The sequence below is a fragment of the Modestobacter sp. DSM 44400 genome (assembly GCF_900107175.1).
In the GTDB taxonomy this organism is placed as follows: Bacteria; Actinomycetota; Actinomycetes; order Mycobacteriales; family Geodermatophilaceae; genus Modestobacter.
Map to the genome: position 1 here is coordinate 1 of NZ_FNOZ01000001.1, position 16,672 is coordinate 16,672.

Consider the following 16,672-nt stretch of genomic DNA (forward strand, 5'->3'; position numbering starts at 1 on the left):
AGGGTCCGTGCGCTGCGCACCGGCCCACATCCACCAGGTTGGAGCACGGCTTCGCGATTACAGGGCGTCAACCACTGGTTCACTCACGTTGCACCTTCTGACCTCGCCCAGCGAGCCCGCACCGTCTGGCAGTACCGGCGCGACCCGCCTTCGTCGGGGCCGCTTGCCACCCATCCCGGCGTTCCCCGGAAAGGGCTGCCCCCAGGCTTCGATCAGGCCGCTGCGACGGCCCAACGGAGGTGGTCTCTCACCACCCCTCGATCAACACAGCGCCTCGTGGCGCACAGCTCCGCCGCGAAGAAAATCGACGCCTGACGCAAGATCTCATTCGCCTCGCGCAGCCGCCGGTTCTCCTTCTTCAGCGCCTTGATCTCCTCGGACTCTTCGCTGCTCACCCCGGACCCACCCCGGGCCGGGTGCCGTCATCGACCACGGCCTGCTCCACCCAGCGCCGCAGCGTCTCCCGGGCGAGGCCGAGCTGACCACCGACAGCGACGCACGCTGCGGTGACCGAGCCGTAGTCGCCCTCGTCGTCCCGGACCATCCGTACCGCCCGGTCCTTGACCTCGACGGGGTACCTCTTGGGCATGATCGCCATCCTCGCTCACAAGGAGGCGGCATCAAACCCGTGACGGTTCACCGTGCTCGTCCACGTTGTCCGTCCGTGTGGACAAGCGCGCCTGGCCTGGGGGCACCATCGACGCCACGGTCAGTTCGGCTACTTGTCGCCGGGCTTGTGGCGGTGGGTAGCGGCGGCGGTGGCGGTGGCGGTCATCGCGGAACTGGTGAATGTCCTCCATTAACCCGTCTCAATCAACGAGACGGGGGCCGGCTACAGGTTGAATTTGAAAGTCCGTTGTGAGCTTGTGCCGATCCCGCACCTTGCCCGCTTTCCCGTCAACCCGCGTCCATCCGGCGCCCTGACGCAGCCGGCACGCTGATCCGGGTCGCAAGCGACGGCCGCGTCCAACACAAGCAGCAGTGCAGTCGCGACGCGATCTTGGTCCGCAGCCAGTCCGCAAGACGCTCAATCTCGGCAACGATCAGCCAACGGTGACAAACGCCGAAAGCGCAGTTCAGCAGCGCTTACCGTCGACGACCGGAAGCATTCAGACGTCGGGAAGTAGTTCTGGGTCCTCGAACCCGACTTCTGAGCTCTCCCTGCGGCGACGGGCCGCGAGGGGCACCACACGATATAGCGCGCAGCATGACTGAGGCGGTGTCGGTACATCGAGTAACTCTATTGGATCGGTCGCTGCCGCGTCCGCTTGACCGCCGACAGAAGGAGGCCGAGTCTTAAGAACATGGCGAAGACAACGACGGTCGTCCTGGTTGATGACCTGAACGGCGACCCGGCCGACACAACCATTCGTTTCGGTCTGGACTCTCGCGAGTACGAGTTGGACCTGACTGACAAGAATGCTCAGGAACTCCGGGGGCTGTTCGACCGCTACATCTCGGCTGCGCGCAAGGTATCGGGAGCGCGCCGTCGGAGCACCGCTGGTCCGGCCAAACCGGCGTTCACTGCCGTCGACCCGGCCGCGGCCCGTGCCTGGGCGAAGGGCAAGGGCATCGACGTCTCATCGCGCGGACGCGTCAAGGCGGACGTGCTTGCGGCGTATCGGGCCGCTGGCAACTGACTCACGTGGTTGCTTGGAGGCACCGGATCCCAGCGGTGGGTCCGGTGCCTCTTCGCGTCCGCAGCGCCGTCAGAAAGTCCCGCCCAAGATGCCCGCGGCAGCTGACCCCGCGCGGCAAGCGTGCGTCCTCCACGACCGTGGTCGTTCAAGACCGTCACTCGTTCGGCGGATGGGGCGGCACGGCGCTCAAAGCGCTGACGGTCGTCGCCTTCGTCGGCGACGTCCGTACGGGCGCATCCGAGCTTGGCTGGCCGAGCGGACTGTCCCGTGGCTGGTGGGCCGGTCGACGGTCGGACGTGTGACCCTGCCGCTCAGTCCCGGCGCGTTCGGGACGCCCCACCGTGTAGGCGAGCTGCTCGAGCAGCGCAGCAGCGGCCTCCGGATTCTGGTGCACGGCCCGGCGCAGCTCCGGCGTCCCGGGCCCGGACTTTTTCAGCCTGCCCCGGCGATCGTGCAGCGGCACAGGCCACAGGGCCTGAATACCGGCGTTCAGGTGCGCTCCAAAGATGATCGCGAAGGCGATGAAGAAGGTGGCCAGCAGGAACGCGATGGGCGCGGCCAGGGCGCCGTAGGTGTAGCCAGTGCCGGTCAACCAGTCGAGATAGAGCCGCAACCCGGAAGCCCCGGCGAGGAACACCAGCAGGGCGAGCAGAGCCCCGGGCAGTCCGCGGTACCACGGTGGCTTGAGCGGTAGGGCCACCTTGTACAGCGTCGTGAGGGCCGCCAGCAGGACGAGGCCGATGACCGGGTAGTAGAGCGCAGCATAGGCCGTGCCCACCGCGCGTTCCGAGGAGCCGGGCAGGAGGGCGAGGACTCGCTCCGGTCCCAGCGCGACCAGGGGCAGGGCGATGATCCCAGTGATCAAGCCGACGACATACATCAGCATCGCCAGCACGCGCTGCCACACGAGGTTGCGCACCTCGTACTGGTCGTGCGCGCGGGTGACGGCGTCGACGAACGCGGACATCGCCGACGAGCCTGACCAGAACGAGAGGAGAAACCCGATCGAGACGACCTCCCCACGGGCCGTGCTCAGGACGTCGGCCACGGTCGGGGCAATGATCTCGTTCAAGGCGTTCTGGCTGAAGACTCCGCCGGTGAGCTCGATGATCCACTGTTGCACCGCCGCGACGGTGTCGGGTCCGAACACCCCGCCGACGTAGCCGAGGATGCCGAAAATCCCCAGCAGCAGCGGCGGCAGGGACAACGTCTGCCAGAACGCCGCCGCCGCCGACTCGCTGAAGATGTCACTGTTCCACGCGTGGCTTATCGTGCGCCCCAGCAGTCGGCGTGCGGCGCTGCGCCGCACGGGAGTGCGAACCGGCGAAACAGCCGCTTCGACCGCGGTCCCCGGGTCGGTGCCCGTTCGCTCGTTCCGCCCACCCAGCATCGTCCTAGGATGCGCCCCGCCTGACCGCTCTGTCCCGCGCCAGGTCTGATGGAAGCTCTCAATCCAGGTGGGGATGAGAGAGATGGCGGCACCGAAGGAGTACCCCGACGAGCTGCGGAAGCGAGCGATCTGGTTGGCGATCGGCGCTCGGCGGGATCCAGCGACTCGGACCGGGGCGTTGCGGCGCATCGGCGAGCAACTGAGGATCAACCCCGAGACGATGCGCAACTGGCTCGCCCAGGCCGAGATCGACGAAGGGCCGGCCGGGCACGACAACCGGTGACGGGCATCGGCTGGATGAGCGGGAGAACCGGGAGCTGCGGCGCTATCACCGAGTTCGCTCTCTGGCGCCCCATTGCCACCTGCCGCGGCTGTTACGCGTCCTGGCGGAGCTCCAACGCATGGGCTGACCGTCAGCCCGGGCCCGGTTCCCTCAGGACGCCGGGATCGCCGGCGTCACCCCGGGGTCAAGCGCTGGGGCGGACAGCGCCGATGTATCCCGACCAGTACATCGAGGTGACGTGGACGGTGGCTCCGCTCTGGGGCGCTTCCACGATTCGGCCGTTGCCCAGGTAGAGGGCGACGTGGTGGATGGTCGCCGGGTCAGTCACGTCGACCGCCCAGAACACCAGGTCCCCCAGTCGAAGGTCGGCGCGGGACACCCTGGGCGACGCTTGGTATTGCGCGGTGCTGTTGCGCGGGATGCTGATGCCCGCCTGGGCGTAGGCGTAGCGGGTCAGGCCGGAGCAGTCGAAGCCGGTCACGCCGGCGTCGATGCCAAATCCGAGGCTGGGCCCGGTCAGCGACCCACCGCCCCAGGCGTAGCGCAGACCGACCGCGCTCAGCGCCGCGTCCAGCGCGGTGGCGGCCGCCGCGGTCGAGCCCGCCCCGACCGGGGGCAGGTCACCCTCCACCACCGAGCCGTCGGCGACTTGGACGGCGGCCTGGGCCGCGGCCTGCTGCCGGGTGTAGTCCTGGCCGGCAGCCGGGGCGCCCTCCAGTTCGGAGAGGGCGTCAAGGGCCTGCTGGAGCTGGTCCTGCATGACGGTCCGGTCGGACTCGAGGGCGGCGGTCCGCTGGTGGGCGGCCGCCTGCATGCCCTCGGCAGCGGTCAGTGCGTCGGCCGCCTGCTGCCGCAGGATGTTCGCCCGGGTGACCGCCGCGTGGGCGGCCTCTTCGGCCGCCACGGCCAGCCGCTGGACCCGGGCCAAGTCGAGCAGCACGTCGGCCCGGTGACCGCCCGCGGCGGCGAGCAGCGTGGCGCGTTCGATGATTTGGGCCGGGTCCTTCATGTCCAGCATCGCCTGTAGGCCCGGTGCGGTGGTGCCCTGGATGTAGCTCGCCCGCGCGAAGGCGGCCAGCTCGGCGCGAGCCACGGTCAGCGCGGCGTCGGCGGCCCGTTCCGCCGCGGCAGCCGATTGTGCGGTGACTTGCGCTGTCTGGTACTCGGCCTGCTCCCCCTGGAAGGCGTCCAGCGAAATGGTCGCGGCGGCGTTAGCCGCGTCGACCTGGGCCTGGGCCTCGGCAAGCCGTGTGGACAGCTCGGTCAACCTCTGGACTGCGGCGTCCCGAGCCGCCTCCGCCGCGCCGATCTGCTCGTCACCGGGACCGGTCGGCGACGCCAAGGCCACCCCCGGGGCACCTGCGAGGCAGATGACGACGGCAGCGGCGACTGCCACCACGCAGGGCCTCGCCCGCGTCGGCCGTGCTCGTCCCAACCCGTCCCCCCGCACCCCGTGTGCCGCGTGCCGCGTGCCGCCCATGGCCGGCCGCCTTGTCACCTGACGGTAAGAGCAAAAGAAGATCACCGGGAGCTCTGGGGGCTCCGGCACTCGAACGGGTGACGCCTGGCCGGCGACTGGACAGCTCGGGACACTGGACCGTGCGCGACGGAAGGACACACGAAGCCCGGACGGGGGCCTATAGCCGAGCTGCTCCTGGTGCTGCTGGTCGTCACCGGCCGCACCCGACCGGACGTCAGCGACGCCGTCGACCACCGGCCCGGCCGATCCACGGGCCGTTCAACGGGACGTAGGCCAGCTCAACGTTGTTCTCGGTGCCCTGGGGAGGTACTCGCGGAGCAGCCCGTTGGTGTTCTCGTTGGTGCCGCGTTCCCAGGGTGAGTGGGAGTGGGCGAAGTAGACGTCCACGGCGGTGGCGAGGCTGAGGGCGGCGTGGCCGGCCATCTCGCTGCCCTGGTCCCAGGTGAGGGTCTTGACCAGCTGGGCGGGCATGCCGGCCACCGAGCCGATGAGGGCGTAGCAGGTGGTGGTGGCGTCTCGCTTGCCGCCGGGCAGGGCCACGGTGACGGTGTATCGGCTGGTCCGCTCGACCGGGGTGGCATCGCGGTCTTGCCGGCCTTGCCGATGACCAGGTCGCCTTCCCAGGCGCCGGGCACGGCCCGGTCGGCGACGGTGTCGGGGCGGTCGTCGATGCTCCTCATGCCGACGATCCGGGCGCCTGGGGTGGACTTACGCCCTCGCGGGCGGCGGGTGGCACGCCCGGAGCGCAGCAGGATGCCCTGGGCTGCGAGTGAGCCTGGAAGCCCTGGCCGAGGCGGCGACCGAGCACCTCCGGCACGCGCGGACCGATCATCGACCGGCCGACGTCGGCGCCTGTCGCCGCGACCTCACCGCCCCGGGGGTGCCACGGCCGTGCCCTGCGTCGCCTGCCGCGGTCGACGGGGCTCAAGCCTCGCGGACCCGGCCGCCCTCGATTACCAGCCGGCGGGTGGTGTGCACCGCCTCCAGCATCCGCCGGTCGTGGGTCACCAGCAGCAGCGTGCCCGCGTACCCGGCCAGCGCCTCCTCCAACTGCTCGATGGCCGGCAGGTCCAGGTGGTTGGTCGGCTCGTCGAGGACCAGCACGTTGACCGCACGGGCCTGCAGCAGCGCCAGCGCCGCCCGGGTCCGCTCACCCGGAGACAGGGTCGCGGCCGGGCGCACCACGTGGTCGGCGCGCAACCCGAACTTGGCCAGCAGCGTGCGGACCTCGGCGTCGGGCAGGTCGGGCACCTCGGCGCCGAAGGCGGCCGACAGGGGCTCGTCGCCCAGGAACGGGCCGCGGACCTGGTCCACCTCCCCCAACCGCACACCGGCGCCCAGCGACGCCGACCCCTCGCTCAGCGGAGCCCGGCCGAGCAGCGCGGCGAGCAGGGTGGTCTTGCCGGCGCCGTTGCCGCCGGTGATCGCCAGCCGGTCACCCCAGTCGACCTGCAGGTCGACCGGGCCGAGGGAGAAGTTCCCGTGCCGGACGACGGCCCCGCGCAGGGTGGCCACCACCGCGCCGGCCCGGGGCGCGGCGGCGATCTCCATCTGCAGCTGCCACTCCTTACGCGGCTCCTCGACGACCTCCAGCCGCTCGATCCGCCGGTCGGTCTGCTTGGCCTTGGCCGCCTGCTTCTCCGAGGACGCCCGGTTGGCCGCCTTGATGTGCTTGTCGCCGTCCTTGGACTTCTTGATCGAGTCGCGCACGCCCTTGGCCATCCAGTTGCGCTGCATGCGCGCCCGGCCCTCCAGGCCGGCCTTGGTATCGGCGTACTCCTCGAACTCCTCGCGGGCGTGCCGGCGGGCCACCTCGCGCTCGACCAGGTACGCCTCGTAACCGCCGTCGTGCACCCGGACCAGCTGCTGGGCGAGGTCCAGTTCCACCACCCGGGTCACCGTGCGGGCGAGGAACTCGCGGTCGTGGCTGACCAGCACCACGCCGGCCCGCAAGCCTTCGACGAACCGCTCGAGCTGGTCCAGCCCGGCCAGGTCCAGGTCGTTGGTCGGCTCGTCGAGTAGCAGCACGTCGTAGCGGGACAGCAGCAGCGAGGCCAGGCCGACCCGGGCGGCCTGGCCGCCCGACAGCCCGGTCATCGGCGCCGAGAGCGCGACCCCGGGAGCCACTGAGGCGATCACCTCCTCGGCCCGTTCGGTCAGGTCGGCCCCGCCGAGGGCCAGCCAACGCTCCAGCGCGTCGCCGTAGGCATCCGCTGCACCGCCCTCCCCCGCGGCCAGCGCCTCGGTCGCGGCGTCCAGGGCGCGCTGGGCATCGGCGACGCCGGTGCGCCGGGCCAGCGCGTCGACGACGGTCTCCCCCGGACGGCGCTCGTGTTCCTGTGGCAGGTAGCCGACGGTCGCGGTCGGCGGGCTGAGCACCACCGCACCGGACTCCGGCGGCAGCAGGCCGGCCAGCGTCTGCAGCAGCGTCGACTTCCCGGCGCCGTTGACGCCGACCAGCCCGACGACATCGCCGGGAGCGACGACGAGGTCGAGGTCGGAGAAGAGGGCACGGACGCCGTGGCCGGCGGCCAGCCCACGGGCGAGGAGAGTCGCGGACACCCGCTCATCGTGCCCGGGGCGCGTCAGCCGGCTGCGGGGTGCTCGGGTTCGGGCCGGTCGAGCACGTCGTCGGCGACCTCGAGCAGGTCCTCGAAGGCCGCCGTCCCCGCCACGTCGTCGTCCCCGGTCGCCCGGCGCCGCACCAGCCAGGGCTGCAGGTGGTCGTAGCCGCGCACCGAGACCCGGCGCAGCGGGCGCACCCGGTAGTCCTGGACGCCGCGCAGCCGCTGGGCGAGGGCCTCGTCGACCAGCACGGTGGAGTGCCGGGCGATGGAGGTCAGCCGGCTGGCCAGGTTCACCACCGGCGAGTACACGTCGCCCAGCCGGGTCAGCACCGGTCCGTACGCCGCCCCGACCCGCAACGGCGGCCGGTCATCGGCGTCCCACTCGGTGGGCAGCCGGAGCCCGATCTCCACCGCGTCGACCGGGGACACGCAGGTGAACAGCACCCCGTCGCCCACGGTCTTGACCACCCGGCCGCGGTGCCGGGCGATGACGTCGGCGGCCAGGCCCTCGAAGTCCTCGACCATCCGGCCCAGCTCCAGGCCCCCCATGCCGCGGGTCCGGGTGGTGTAGCCGACCAGGTCGGCGAAGCCCACGGCGAGCTCCCGCCGGTCCACCCGCCCCGGCTCCGACAGGAACAGCCGGCCGGCGTTGGCGGCCAGGTGCCGGCGCCAGATGTAGTCCTGCAGCTCGCGCATCACCGGCAGCAGCAGCTCGGCGGACGCCACCGCGGCCTGCACGTCGGCGCCGGGGTCGGAGCCGGCCGTCTCGAGCGCCGGGGCCAGCATGTCGGTCTGCCAGTCGGCCAGCCTGGACAGCGACTGGCCCATAACCCGGGCGATGGACGCCTCGGTCTCCGGACCCACGAACCCCGAGTCGATCAGCGCCTCGAGCCGGCCCAGGGCGGCGATGTCGGCGTCGGTGAACGCGGGGTCGTCGTCGGCGACGTCGGCGAAGCCCAGCGCCCGCCACAGCCGCTGGGTGCGCTCGGCCGGCATCCCGGCCAACTGGGCGACCTCCAGCCGGGTGTAGCGGCGCGGGCCCCCGAGCAGCAGCTCCTCGAGGTGTCCGGCCGCGGACTCAGGGGGGCCGGGTGCGCTGCCACCGGCAGCCCCGGGGTCGCCGGGCAACGTCAGTCCGTGGTGTGCACGACGAGCACGTCGACGGCCGAGCGCCGGGTGGCATCGGCGGGGACGGAGCCCAGCAGCCGGCCCTTGATGCGGTTGAGCCCGCGGTTGCCGACGACGAGCAGGTCGGCCGCCGCCCGGTGAACGACGTCCAGCAGCGCCTCGACCGGCGACCCGACGACGGCGACCGTGGCGACCTCCCCGGCGCCGGCGGCGGCCGCCCGCTCACCGGCCGAGCGCACCGTCTCCTCCGCGGGCGAGGACCCCACCTGGTAGGCCTCATCGCCCAGGACGTCCCGGGTGCGCTGCAACTCCCGGTCGTCGGCCTCGGTGGGCAGGTAGGCGCAGGCGACGACCAGCCGGGCACCACGGGCCCCGGCCAGTGCGCCGGCCCGGGCGACGGCCCATGGGGGAGACTCCGAGCCGTCGGTGCCGACGACCACCGTGCGGTAGGCGCTCACGGCTCGGCAACCTACCCACGTCACGGTGGCCCCGGTGTGTCCGGGGTCTCCCGCCGCGGGCGAGCGAGGAGCACCGTCATCGCCAACGGGAGCACGACCGCCGTCGACCCCGTACGAATCGAGGTCAGCGGCCTCACCGAGACGCTCGGCCGGGTGCGTGCGGTCGACGAACTGAGCATCACCGTCGAGCCGGGACAGGTGACCGGCTTCCTGGGCCCGAACGGGGCGGGCAAGACCACCACCCTGCGGATGGCGCTGTGCCTGGTCACCCCCGACCGCGCGACGACGACCTTCAACGGCACGCCGTACGCGGTGCTCGACCAGGTGGGTCTGGGTCCGGCCGGCGGGCGAAGGGCGGGCTGCTACTCGCCGGGCATGCGGCAGCGACTTGGGCTGGCCACCGCACTGCTGGGCGACCCCGCCGTCCTGGTCCTCGACGAGCCGGCCAACGGCCTGGACCCGGAGGGCATCCAGTGGCTGCGCGGGTTCCTCCGGCAGCTGGCCCACGACCAGGGACGAACGTGCTGGTGAGCAGCCACCTGCTGGCCGAGGTCGACCAGACCGCCGACCGGGTGGTGATCGTCGGCGCCGGCAAGCTGGTGAGCCGGTTCGCCGACCTGCTCGGCGGGGACGGCGTCGCCGTGCAGGTCACCGGGCCCGAGACGCTGACGGTCAGCGGGCTCACCGCGGCCGAGGTCGGCCGGCGTCCCTTCACCGACGGTGATCGAGTTGCACGAGCTGCGACCGCGCACCAGCGGCCTGGAAAAGGTCTACTTCCGGCTCACCGCCGGTCAGGAGCAGTACGCGGCCGGCTCCGGTGAGCACGTCGACGGAACGGCGTCCTGATGGGTCGGCTGGTTCGGTCGGAGTGGACCAAGCTGTTCACCACCTCGCGTGTGGCTGGGGCTGGTGCTGGGCGCCTGCGTGCTGTCCGCGGGCTTCGCGGTGCTGCTGACCGCCTTCGCCGGCAACCCCGAGAGCGGGTTCCCGCCGGTGGGGAGCAGCCAGTACGAGGAGCTCGCGTTTGCCCCCTGCCAACGTCACGGTCCTCTTCCTGATCCTCGGCATCATCGGGACGACGCAGGAGTACCGGCACCGGACGGCGACGCCGACCTTCCGCAGCGTGGGCATCGGCGCGCTGATCCACAACCAGGTCGGGGCGATCGTCGGGTCGCTGGTCTACCTCTTCGTCGTCGAGCAGGTCATCCGGTCGATCCCGGCGACGGCCAGCGCCTACAAGTGGTTGCCGGGTGGGGCCCTGGAGGCCATGACCGCGACCTTCCAGGGGCCGGACCTGCTGACGGCCTGGCAGGGCGGTCTGCTGCTGCTCGGCTACGGCCTGCTGGCCGCCCTGCTGGGCACCGTGCTGGCCATCCGGCGGGACGTGGTGTGAACCCCGGTCCCGCCGCGACCACACCGGCAGGCAAGGATCGAGGGATGACGACCCGCATGACGGCCCCGCGGCTGGGCCGGCTGATCGCCGACGGCGACCTCGACGGCGTGCGCGCCGCGGTCCAGGCGCAACCGCGGCTGCTCACCGCCCGGGTCGAACGCGCCGGCGAGGACGGCTGGACGGCGTTGCACCTGGCCGTGGTGGCCGGATCCGCCGACCTCGTCGAGGCGCTGGTCGCCGCCGGCGCGGACCTCACGGCAGCGACCGAGGGCGGCCGCACGCCACTGCACGTCGCGCTGCAATACGCCCCGGACCTGATCGGGGCGCTGCGCGGGCTCGGCGCACCGGTGGACGCCGCGTCCGCGGCCTTCCTCGGCGATGTCGACCGGCTGGCCGGCGAACTGGACGACGGCACCCGGCTGACCGACCCGGCCACCGACGTCGACCTGCTCAGCTGGGCGGCCTCCGGTGGGTCCCTGACCGCGGTGCAGCTGTTGCTGGACCGCGGCGCCGACCCGGACGCCGGCGCGCTGCACGCCGCCGCGGCGACCGCCCGGCCACAGGTCGTCGAGCGCCTGCTCGCGGCCGGCGCCGACGTCGACCGTCGCGACCGGAACACCGGGCGCACCGCCTTGCACGCGGCGGTCGACGCTCCACCCACCGGGAACGTGCCCGCGGTGGTCCGGCTGCTGCTGGCCGCCGGCGCCGACGTCAACGCGACCACCAACGACGGCGCCAGCGCCCTGGACATCTGCCGCGTCGCCTCGGCTCAGAGCCGCGGCACGCGGGCCGCGGGGACGGCGGACCCCGATGCGCTGGCGGAACTCCTGGTGGCCTCCGGCGCCCGGAACTGACCACCGTGCGGATTTGACCAGCCCGTTCGGACCGACCGGCGGGCCATCCGGGCCGGGTGACCCGGGACACGTTCGGCAGGCCACGTCGCACCCGGCCATGCGCCCGCCACGTGACTAGACTCGGTGCCCGGTCCAACGACGTCCACAGACGAAGAAGGCACTCGACCCCGTGTCAACCGTGAGCTCATCCCGGCCGTCCGCCACCCGCTCCCCCTCCCCGGTGGCTGGTTTCGGTACCAACGAGTGGCTGGTCGAGGAGATGTACCAGCAGTTCCTCGCCGACCCCGGCAGCGTCGACCAGGCGTGGCACGAGTTCTTCGCCGACTACCGGCCGGGCAGCCCCGTCGCCGACGCGCAGGACCGGTCGGACACCGTCGCCGCGGCGCCGGCCCCCACCGCAGCGGCTCCGCAGCCGGCTGCCACTCCCGCGCCCGCCGACGCCGAGGGCTCGGCCACCCGGCCCAGCAGCCCCGCCGTCCCGCCGGGCACCCCGACGCCTGCCTCCCGGGCTTCTGGCGTGACCGAGCGCTCGGAGGACACCGTGGTGGCCAAGCCGGCCGAACGCGCTGCGCAGGCCAAGCCGGCCGCCCCGAAACCCGCGGCGAAGCCGGCGGCCGCCGAGTCCACGGGTCCGAAGCGCACCCAACTCCGCGGCGCCGCCGCCAGCGTGGTCAAGAACATGAACGCCTCGCTGACGGTGCCGACCGCGACCAGTGTGCGCGCCGTGCCGGCCAAGCTGCTGGCCGACAACCGCGTCGTCATCAACAACCACCTGGCCCGCAGCCGAGGCGGGAAGGTCTCCTTCACCCACCTGATCGGCTACGCGCTGATCCGGGCGCTGGACGACTTCCCGGAGATGAACGCCGCCTTCGCCGAGGTCGACGGCAAGCCGAACCTGGTCCAGCCCGAGCACGTCAACTTCGGCCTCGCCATCGATCTGCCGAAGTCCGACGGCACCCGTTCCCTCGTCGTCGCCAACATCAAGGGCGCCGAGGAGATGGACTTCGCCGCCTTCTGGGGGGCCTACGAGGACGTCATCCGTCGGGCCCGCTCCGGCAAGCTGACCGTCGAGGACTTCTCCGGGACGACGATCAGCCTGACCAACCCCGGCACCGTGGGCACCAACCACTCCGTGCCGCGGCTCACCGCCGGCCAGGGCACGATCGTCGGCGTCGGTGCGATGGAGTACCCGGCCGAGTTCCAGGGGATGAGCGCCGAGACGCTCACCGACCTCGCCGTCTCGAAGACCATCACGCTGACCTCGACCTACGACCACCGGATCATCCAGGGCGCCCAGTCCGGCGACTTCCTGCGCCGGCTGCACACCCTGCTGCTGGGCGCCGACGGCTTCTACGACGACATCTTCCGGTCCCTGCGGCTGCCCTACGAGCCGGTCCGCTGGGTGCCCGACCGCACCGTGCGACACGAGGGGCAGATCGACAAGGAAGCGCGGGTCATCGAGCTGATCGAGGCCTACCGGCGCAACGGCCACCTGATGGCCGACACCGACCCGCTGGAGTTCAAGGTCCGCGCCCACCCCGACCTCGACGTCCTCCAGCACGGCCTGACCCTGTGGGACCTGGACCGCCTGTTCCCGGTCGGCGGCTTCGCCGGCGAGCGGATGATGGCGTTGCGGGACATCCTCGGCGTCCTGCGCAACTCCTACTGCCGCACCGTCGGCATCGAGTACATGCACATCACCGACCCCGAAGAGCGCGAGTGGCTGCAGCAGCGCATCGAGGTCAAACACGACCAGCCGGGCCGGGAGAAGCAGAAGCGGGTCATGGCCCGGCTCAACGCCGCCGAGGCGTTCGAGACCTTTCTGCAGACCAAGTACGTCGGCCAGAAGCGGTTCAGCCTCGAGGGGGGCGAGTCGGTCATCCCGCTGCTGGACGAGGTGCTCCTCGCCTCCACCGAGTACGGGCTGGAGGAGGTCGCGATCGGAATGGCCCACCGCGGCCGGCTCAACGTGCTGGCCAACGTCCTCGGCAAGAGCTACGCCAAGATCTTCGGCGAGTTCGAGGGCAACATCGACCCCGGCACGGTGCAGGGCTCCGGTGACGTGAAGTACCACCTGGGCGCCGAGGGCTGCTTCGAGCACCCGGCGGGCCAGGGTCGGATCAACGTCTCGCTGGCCAGCAACCCCAGCCATCTGGAGACGGTCAACCCGGTGCTCGAGGGCATCGTGCGGGCCAAGCAGGACATGATCGACAAGGGCGAGGGCGGCTTCACCGTGCTGCCGGTGTTGCTGCACGGCGACTCGGCGTTCGCCGGCCAGGGCGTCGTCCAGGAGACGCTGAACCTCTCCCAGCTGCGCGGTTACCGCACCGGCGGCACCGTGCACGTGGTCATCAACAACCAGGTCGGCTTCACCACCAGCCCGGCCGCGGCCCGCTCCAGCCTCTACTCGACCGACGTCGCGCGGATGATCGGCGCGCCGGTCTTCCACGTCAACGGCGACGACCCCGAGGCGTGCGTGCGGGTGGCCCGGCTGGCCATGGACTACCGGCAGGCGTTCAAGAAGGACGTGGTCATCGACCTGGTCTGCTACCGCCGTCGCGGCCACAACGAGGGCGACGACCCGTCGATGACCCAGCCGCTGATGTACGACATCATCGACCGCAAGCGCTCGGTGCGGAAGCTGTACACCGAGGCGCTGGTCGGCCGGGGCGACATCACGCTGGCCGAGGCCGAGGAGGCGCTCAAGGACTACCGCGGGCAGCTGGAGCGGGCCTTCGCCGAGACCCACGACGCCACCGACTCCTCGAAGCCCGAGCCGGTGATGGACCCGCGCACCCCGCAGCAGACCGCGGTCGACACGGCGATCACTCCCGAGGTGCTCAAGAGCATCGGGGACGCGCACGTCTCGCTGCCCGCCGACTTCACGCCGCACCCCAAGCTGCAGCGGATGCTCGAGCGGCGCGCCGCGATGGCCAGCGAGGGCGGCATCGACTGGTCGATGGGCGAGCTGCTCGCGTTCGGCTCCCTGCTGATGCAGGGCGTCACCGTGCGGCTGGCCGGCCAGGACTCCCGCCGGGGCACGTTCGTGCAGCGGCACTCGGTGCTCATCGACCGGGAGACCGCCGAGGAGTACACGCCGCTGGCCAACCTCACCGAGGACCAGGCGAAGTTCTTCGTCTACGACTCGCTGCTGTCCGAGTACGCGGCCGTCGGCTTCGAGTACGGCTACTCGGTGGCCAACGACAAGGCCCTGGTCCTCTGGGAGGCCCAGTTCGGTGACTTCGTCGACGGTGCCCAGATGGTCATCGACGAGTTCATCAGCAGCGGCGAGGCCAAGTGGGGCCAGCGCTCCGGCGTCGTCCTGCTGCTGCCGCACGGCCTCGAGGGCCAGGGGCCCGACCACTCGAGTGGCCGAATCGAGCGCTTCCTGCAGCTGTCCGCCGAGAACAACATGACGGTGGCCAACTGCTCGACGCCGGCCAACTACTTCCACCTGCTGCGCCGCCAGGCTCTCTCGGACGTGCACCGGCCGCTGGTCGTCTTCACGCCCAAGTCGCTGCTGCGGGCCAAGGCGGCCGTCAGCCCGGTCGTCGACTTCACCGAGGAGCGCTTCCGCCCGGTGCTGCCGGATCCGGGGGTGGGCGGCGAGCCGCTGGACGGCGCGGCGGTGCGCCGGGTGCTGCTGTGCAGCGGCAAGATCAGCTACGAGCTGCTGGCCCACCGCGAGGCCAACGGCACTGCCGACACCGCGGTGCTGCGGGTCGAGCAGCTCTACCCGCTGCCGGCCGAGGAGATCGCCGAGGCGCTCGGGCGCTACCCGAACGCGACCGACGTGGTGTGGGTGCAGGAGGAGCCGGCCAACATGGGCGCCTGGCAGTTCATGGCCGTCAACCTGCCCGAGGAGCTGCCCGCCGGGCGGACGCTGCGCAAGGTGTCCCGCAAGGCGTCGGCGAGCCCTGCGGTCGGCTCGGCGAAGGTGCACGAGGCCGAGCAGCGGCAGCTCGTCGCGCAGGCCTTCGCCGACTGAGGGCATGTACTTCACCGATCGCGGCATCGAGGAGCTGGCCGGCCGCCGGGGCGAGGAGGAGGTCTCCCTGTCCTGGCTGGCCGACCAGCTGCAGGCCTTCGTCGACCAGCACCCGGACTTCGAGGTGCCGGTCGAGCGGCTGGCCACCTGGCTGGCCCGGGGCGGCACCGATGACGTGGACGACGAATGACTCGCTGGACGATCCCGGAGTGACCACACCGGCCATGGTCGGCCACCTGGTACGGCCGGTCAGGGCTTCCGGGCGTCGACCAGGTCCTCGGTGCTCCGCAGGTCGGCGACGTGCTACGTCAGCAGCGGCACGCGCTCGACGACGGCGGTCGCAGCGAGGGTGAGATCGATCTGCCGGCGTCGGGGGGTGCCGCCGCGGCGCGCGACCGCCGAGGCGAGCCGGCCCCAGGCACGGGCGACCTCGGCGGTGACGGGAAGCGGGTCGAAGGCGGCCTCGACCGCAGCCAGGCGACCGATCCGGCGCACGCTCGTCGTTGTCGGTGGCGACGAGCGTGCCGAGGTGCAGCTCGGTGAGCGACACGACGCTGATCGCGGCCTCGACGTCCGGTGGAGGCTCGTCGCCGATCAGCACGGAGGTGACCAGCACGCCTTCACGGGGCGAAGGGGTCGCTGCTCGCCTTGCCGAACACATGCACCGACGTCATGGCGACGGCACGCACGGCACGGAAGACACGCCGCGACCGGGGCAGCCTCCCGCTCGAATGGCCGCGATGGGGCGACCCTGCGTGCGTGCTCGGTCACTCGCACGCCCTCTCCGGCCTGGCCGCCGGCGCCGCCACGCTCCCTTGGGTACCCGTGCACGGCACCGTCGCCCAGGTCGCCTGGGTGTCCGCGGTCGGCGGGTTCGCCATGCTGCCCGACCTGGACCAGCAGGGTGCGACCATCTCCCGGATGTGGGGCCCGGTCACCGACCTTCCCGCCGGCCTGGTCGGGCGGATCTCCGGCGGGCACAGGTGGGGCACCCACGACGCCGTCCTCGCCCCGGCCGTCTTCGGGCTGCTCGCCTCCGTCGCGGCGGGGGCGTATTGGTCCAGTCTGCTGCTGCTCGCACTGGCCATCGGCCTGGCCCTGCGGGCGCTGAACTTCGTGATCCCCGGCCGGGCGGAGAACACCGTCGTCGGCAACCTGCTGATGTCCTTGGGCGGGGCCTGGTTGCTGCTCGAGCACAGCCCGAGTCCGCAGTGGCTCCCTTTGGCCGTGATGGCCGGGGTGCTGGCGCACATCGCCGGCGACGCGTTGACCTGTCAGGGGGTGCCGGTGCCGTTGGTGTGGATCCTGCACCGGGCCCGGCTGGCCGCCACCCCCATGCGCACCGGGGCGAAGCTGGAGAAGCTGGTCTTCGTCCCGCCGTTCTCCACCCTCACGCTGACCTTCCTCTACCTGAACACCGGCGCCCGCGAAGCGCTGAGCCCGCTGGTGCAATTACTGGCCACCGGACGCTGACCAGGCACTACGGTCTGC

Annotated in this window: 18 protein-coding genes; 9 read left to right on the forward strand and 9 right to left on the reverse strand. The window is 71.9% G+C overall.

Annotation, left to right across the window (positions count from 1 at the left end; translation table 11 throughout):
* Nucleotides 1-212 precede the first annotated feature (212 nt).
* Complete coding sequence (locus BLW04_RS00005; RefSeq protein WP_091535751.1) at nt 213-395, reverse strand: hypothetical protein; 183 nt, start codon at nt 393-395, stop codon at nt 213-215.
* Complete coding sequence (locus tag BLW04_RS00010) at nt 392-589, reverse strand: hypothetical protein (protein ID WP_091535755.1); 198 nt, start codon at nt 587-589, stop codon at nt 392-394. The genes BLW04_RS00005 and BLW04_RS00010 overlap by 4 nt, the downstream gene beginning before the upstream one ends.
* A gap of 715 nt (nt 590-1,304) precedes the next feature.
* On the opposite strand from BLW04_RS00010, the gene BLW04_RS00015 reads away from it, so the two are divergent.
* The gene (locus BLW04_RS00015) at nt 1,305-1,640 is read left to right on the forward strand and encodes a histone-like nucleoid-structuring protein Lsr2 (RefSeq protein WP_091535758.1); all 336 of its coding nucleotides are present in this window, start codon (nt 1,305-1,307) and stop codon (nt 1,638-1,640) included.
* Nucleotides 1,641-1,794: 154 nt separating this feature from the next.
* Here BLW04_RS00015 and BLW04_RS00020 read toward each other — a convergent pair whose 3' ends face one another.
* Entirely contained in the window at nt 1,795-3,030 is a 1,236-nt protein-coding gene (locus tag BLW04_RS00020) for a YihY/virulence factor BrkB family protein (protein ID WP_091535762.1), read from the reverse strand.
* 82 nt (nt 3,031-3,112) lie between these two features.
* Between BLW04_RS00020 and BLW04_RS00025 the strand changes: the two genes are divergently transcribed.
* Complete coding sequence (locus tag BLW04_RS00025) at nt 3,113-3,313, forward strand: hypothetical protein (RefSeq protein WP_091535766.1); 201 nt, start codon at nt 3,113-3,115, stop codon at nt 3,311-3,313.
* A 184-nt stretch (nt 3,314-3,497) separates the two neighbouring features.
* On the opposite strand, the gene BLW04_RS00030 is transcribed toward BLW04_RS00025, so the two are convergent.
* From BLW04_RS00030 to BLW04_RS00050, 5 genes are all read right to left on the reverse strand, one after another.
* Nucleotides 3,498-4,661: a C40 family peptidase gene (locus BLW04_RS00030; protein WP_175483838.1), complete on the reverse strand. Its 1,164-nt coding sequence runs from the start codon at nt 4,659-4,661 to the stop codon at nt 3,498-3,500.
* 390 nt (nt 4,662-5,051) lie between these two features.
* The gene (locus tag BLW04_RS00035) at nt 5,052-5,417 is read right to left on the reverse strand and encodes an IS30 family transposase (protein WP_139306686.1); all 366 of its coding nucleotides are present in this window, start codon (nt 5,415-5,417) and stop codon (nt 5,052-5,054) included.
* A gap of 300 nt (nt 5,418-5,717) precedes the next feature.
* Nucleotides 5,718-7,355, reverse strand: coding sequence for an ABC-F family ATP-binding cassette domain-containing protein (locus BLW04_RS00040; RefSeq protein WP_091535776.1), 1,638 nt, complete (start codon nt 7,353-7,355; stop codon nt 5,718-5,720).
* Nucleotides 7,356-7,378: 23 nt separating this feature from the next.
* On the reverse strand, nt 7,379-8,488 hold the full coding sequence (locus tag BLW04_RS00045; RefSeq protein ID WP_254780892.1) for an adenylate/guanylate cyclase domain-containing protein: 1,110 nt from the start codon (nt 8,486-8,488) through the stop codon (nt 7,379-7,381).
* Between the two features lie 2 nt (nt 8,489-8,490).
* A complete protein-coding gene (locus BLW04_RS00050) occupies nt 8,491-8,946 on the reverse strand; it encodes a universal stress protein (RefSeq protein ID WP_091535782.1) in 456 nt (151 codons plus the stop codon).
* A gap of 36 nt (nt 8,947-8,982) precedes the next feature.
* Here BLW04_RS00050 and BLW04_RS27910 point away from each other — a divergent pair, with 36 nt between their 5' ends.
* From BLW04_RS27910 to BLW04_RS00075, 6 genes are all read left to right on the forward strand, one after another.
* Nucleotides 8,983-9,477 carry an ATP-binding cassette domain-containing protein gene (locus BLW04_RS27910; protein ID WP_254780893.1) on the forward strand — a complete coding sequence of 165 codons (495 nt, stop codon included), beginning with the start codon at nt 8,983-8,985 and terminating at the stop codon, nt 9,475-9,477.
* Nucleotides 9,474-9,767 carry a hypothetical protein gene (locus BLW04_RS27915; protein WP_254780894.1) on the forward strand — a complete coding sequence of 98 codons (294 nt, stop codon included), beginning with the start codon at nt 9,474-9,476 and terminating at the stop codon, nt 9,765-9,767. The genes BLW04_RS27910 and BLW04_RS27915 overlap by 4 nt, the downstream gene beginning before the upstream one ends.
* 203 nt (nt 9,768-9,970) lie before the next feature.
* The gene (locus BLW04_RS00060; RefSeq protein WP_254780895.1) at nt 9,971-10,339 is read left to right on the forward strand and encodes a hypothetical protein; all 369 of its coding nucleotides are present in this window, start codon (nt 9,971-9,973) and stop codon (nt 10,337-10,339) included.
* A 44-nt stretch (nt 10,340-10,383) separates the two neighbouring features.
* Nucleotides 10,384-11,193: an ankyrin repeat domain-containing protein gene (locus BLW04_RS00065; protein WP_091535785.1), complete on the forward strand. Its 810-nt coding sequence runs from the start codon at nt 10,384-10,386 to the stop codon at nt 11,191-11,193.
* Nucleotides 11,194-11,371: 178 nt separating this feature from the next.
* Nucleotides 11,372-15,181, forward strand: coding sequence for a multifunctional oxoglutarate decarboxylase/oxoglutarate dehydrogenase thiamine pyrophosphate-binding subunit/dihydrolipoyllysine-residue succinyltransferase subunit (locus tag BLW04_RS00070; RefSeq protein ID WP_254780896.1), 3,810 nt, complete (start codon nt 11,372-11,374; stop codon nt 15,179-15,181).
* Between the two features lie 4 nt (nt 15,182-15,185).
* Nucleotides 15,186-15,371 carry a DUF6104 family protein gene (locus tag BLW04_RS00075; RefSeq protein WP_091535792.1) on the forward strand — a complete coding sequence of 62 codons (186 nt, stop codon included), beginning with the start codon at nt 15,186-15,188 and terminating at the stop codon, nt 15,369-15,371.
* Between the two features lie 113 nt (nt 15,372-15,484).
* Here the strand turns inward: BLW04_RS00075 and BLW04_RS27300 are convergent, their stop codons facing one another.
* Nucleotides 15,485-15,676, reverse strand: coding sequence for a PIN domain-containing protein (locus BLW04_RS27300; RefSeq protein WP_217630772.1), 192 nt, complete (start codon nt 15,674-15,676; stop codon nt 15,485-15,487).
* Between the two features lie 264 nt (nt 15,677-15,940).
* Here BLW04_RS27300 and BLW04_RS00085 point away from each other — a divergent pair, with 264 nt between their 5' ends.
* The gene (locus BLW04_RS00085) at nt 15,941-16,654 is read left to right on the forward strand and encodes a metal-dependent hydrolase (protein ID WP_091535795.1); all 714 of its coding nucleotides are present in this window, start codon (nt 15,941-15,943) and stop codon (nt 16,652-16,654) included.
* The last annotated feature ends 18 nt before the right edge of the window (nt 16,655-16,672 follow it).

Bases quoted from the DNA above. Each gene is read 5' to 3' on its own strand.
- BLW04_RS00010 (WP_091535755.1), bottom strand. From the start codon at position 589: ATGCCCAAGAGGTACCCCGTCGAGGTCAAGGACCGGGCGGTACGGATG.
- BLW04_RS00015 (WP_091535758.1), top strand. From the start codon at position 1,305: ATGGCGAAGACAACGACGGTCGTCCTGGTTGATGACCTGAACGGCGAC.
- BLW04_RS00020 (WP_091535762.1), bottom strand. From the start codon at position 3,030: ATGCTGGGTGGGCGGAACGAGCGAACGGGCACCGACCCGGGGACCGCG.
- BLW04_RS00025 (WP_091535766.1), top strand. From the start codon at position 3,113: ATGGCGGCACCGAAGGAGTACCCCGACGAGCTGCGGAAGCGAGCGATC.
- BLW04_RS00065 (WP_091535785.1), top strand. From the start codon at position 10,384: ATGACGACCCGCATGACGGCCCCGCGGCTGGGCCGGCTGATCGCCGAC.
- BLW04_RS00075 (WP_091535792.1), top strand. From the start codon at position 15,186: ATGTACTTCACCGATCGCGGCATCGAGGAGCTGGCCGGCCGCCGGGGC.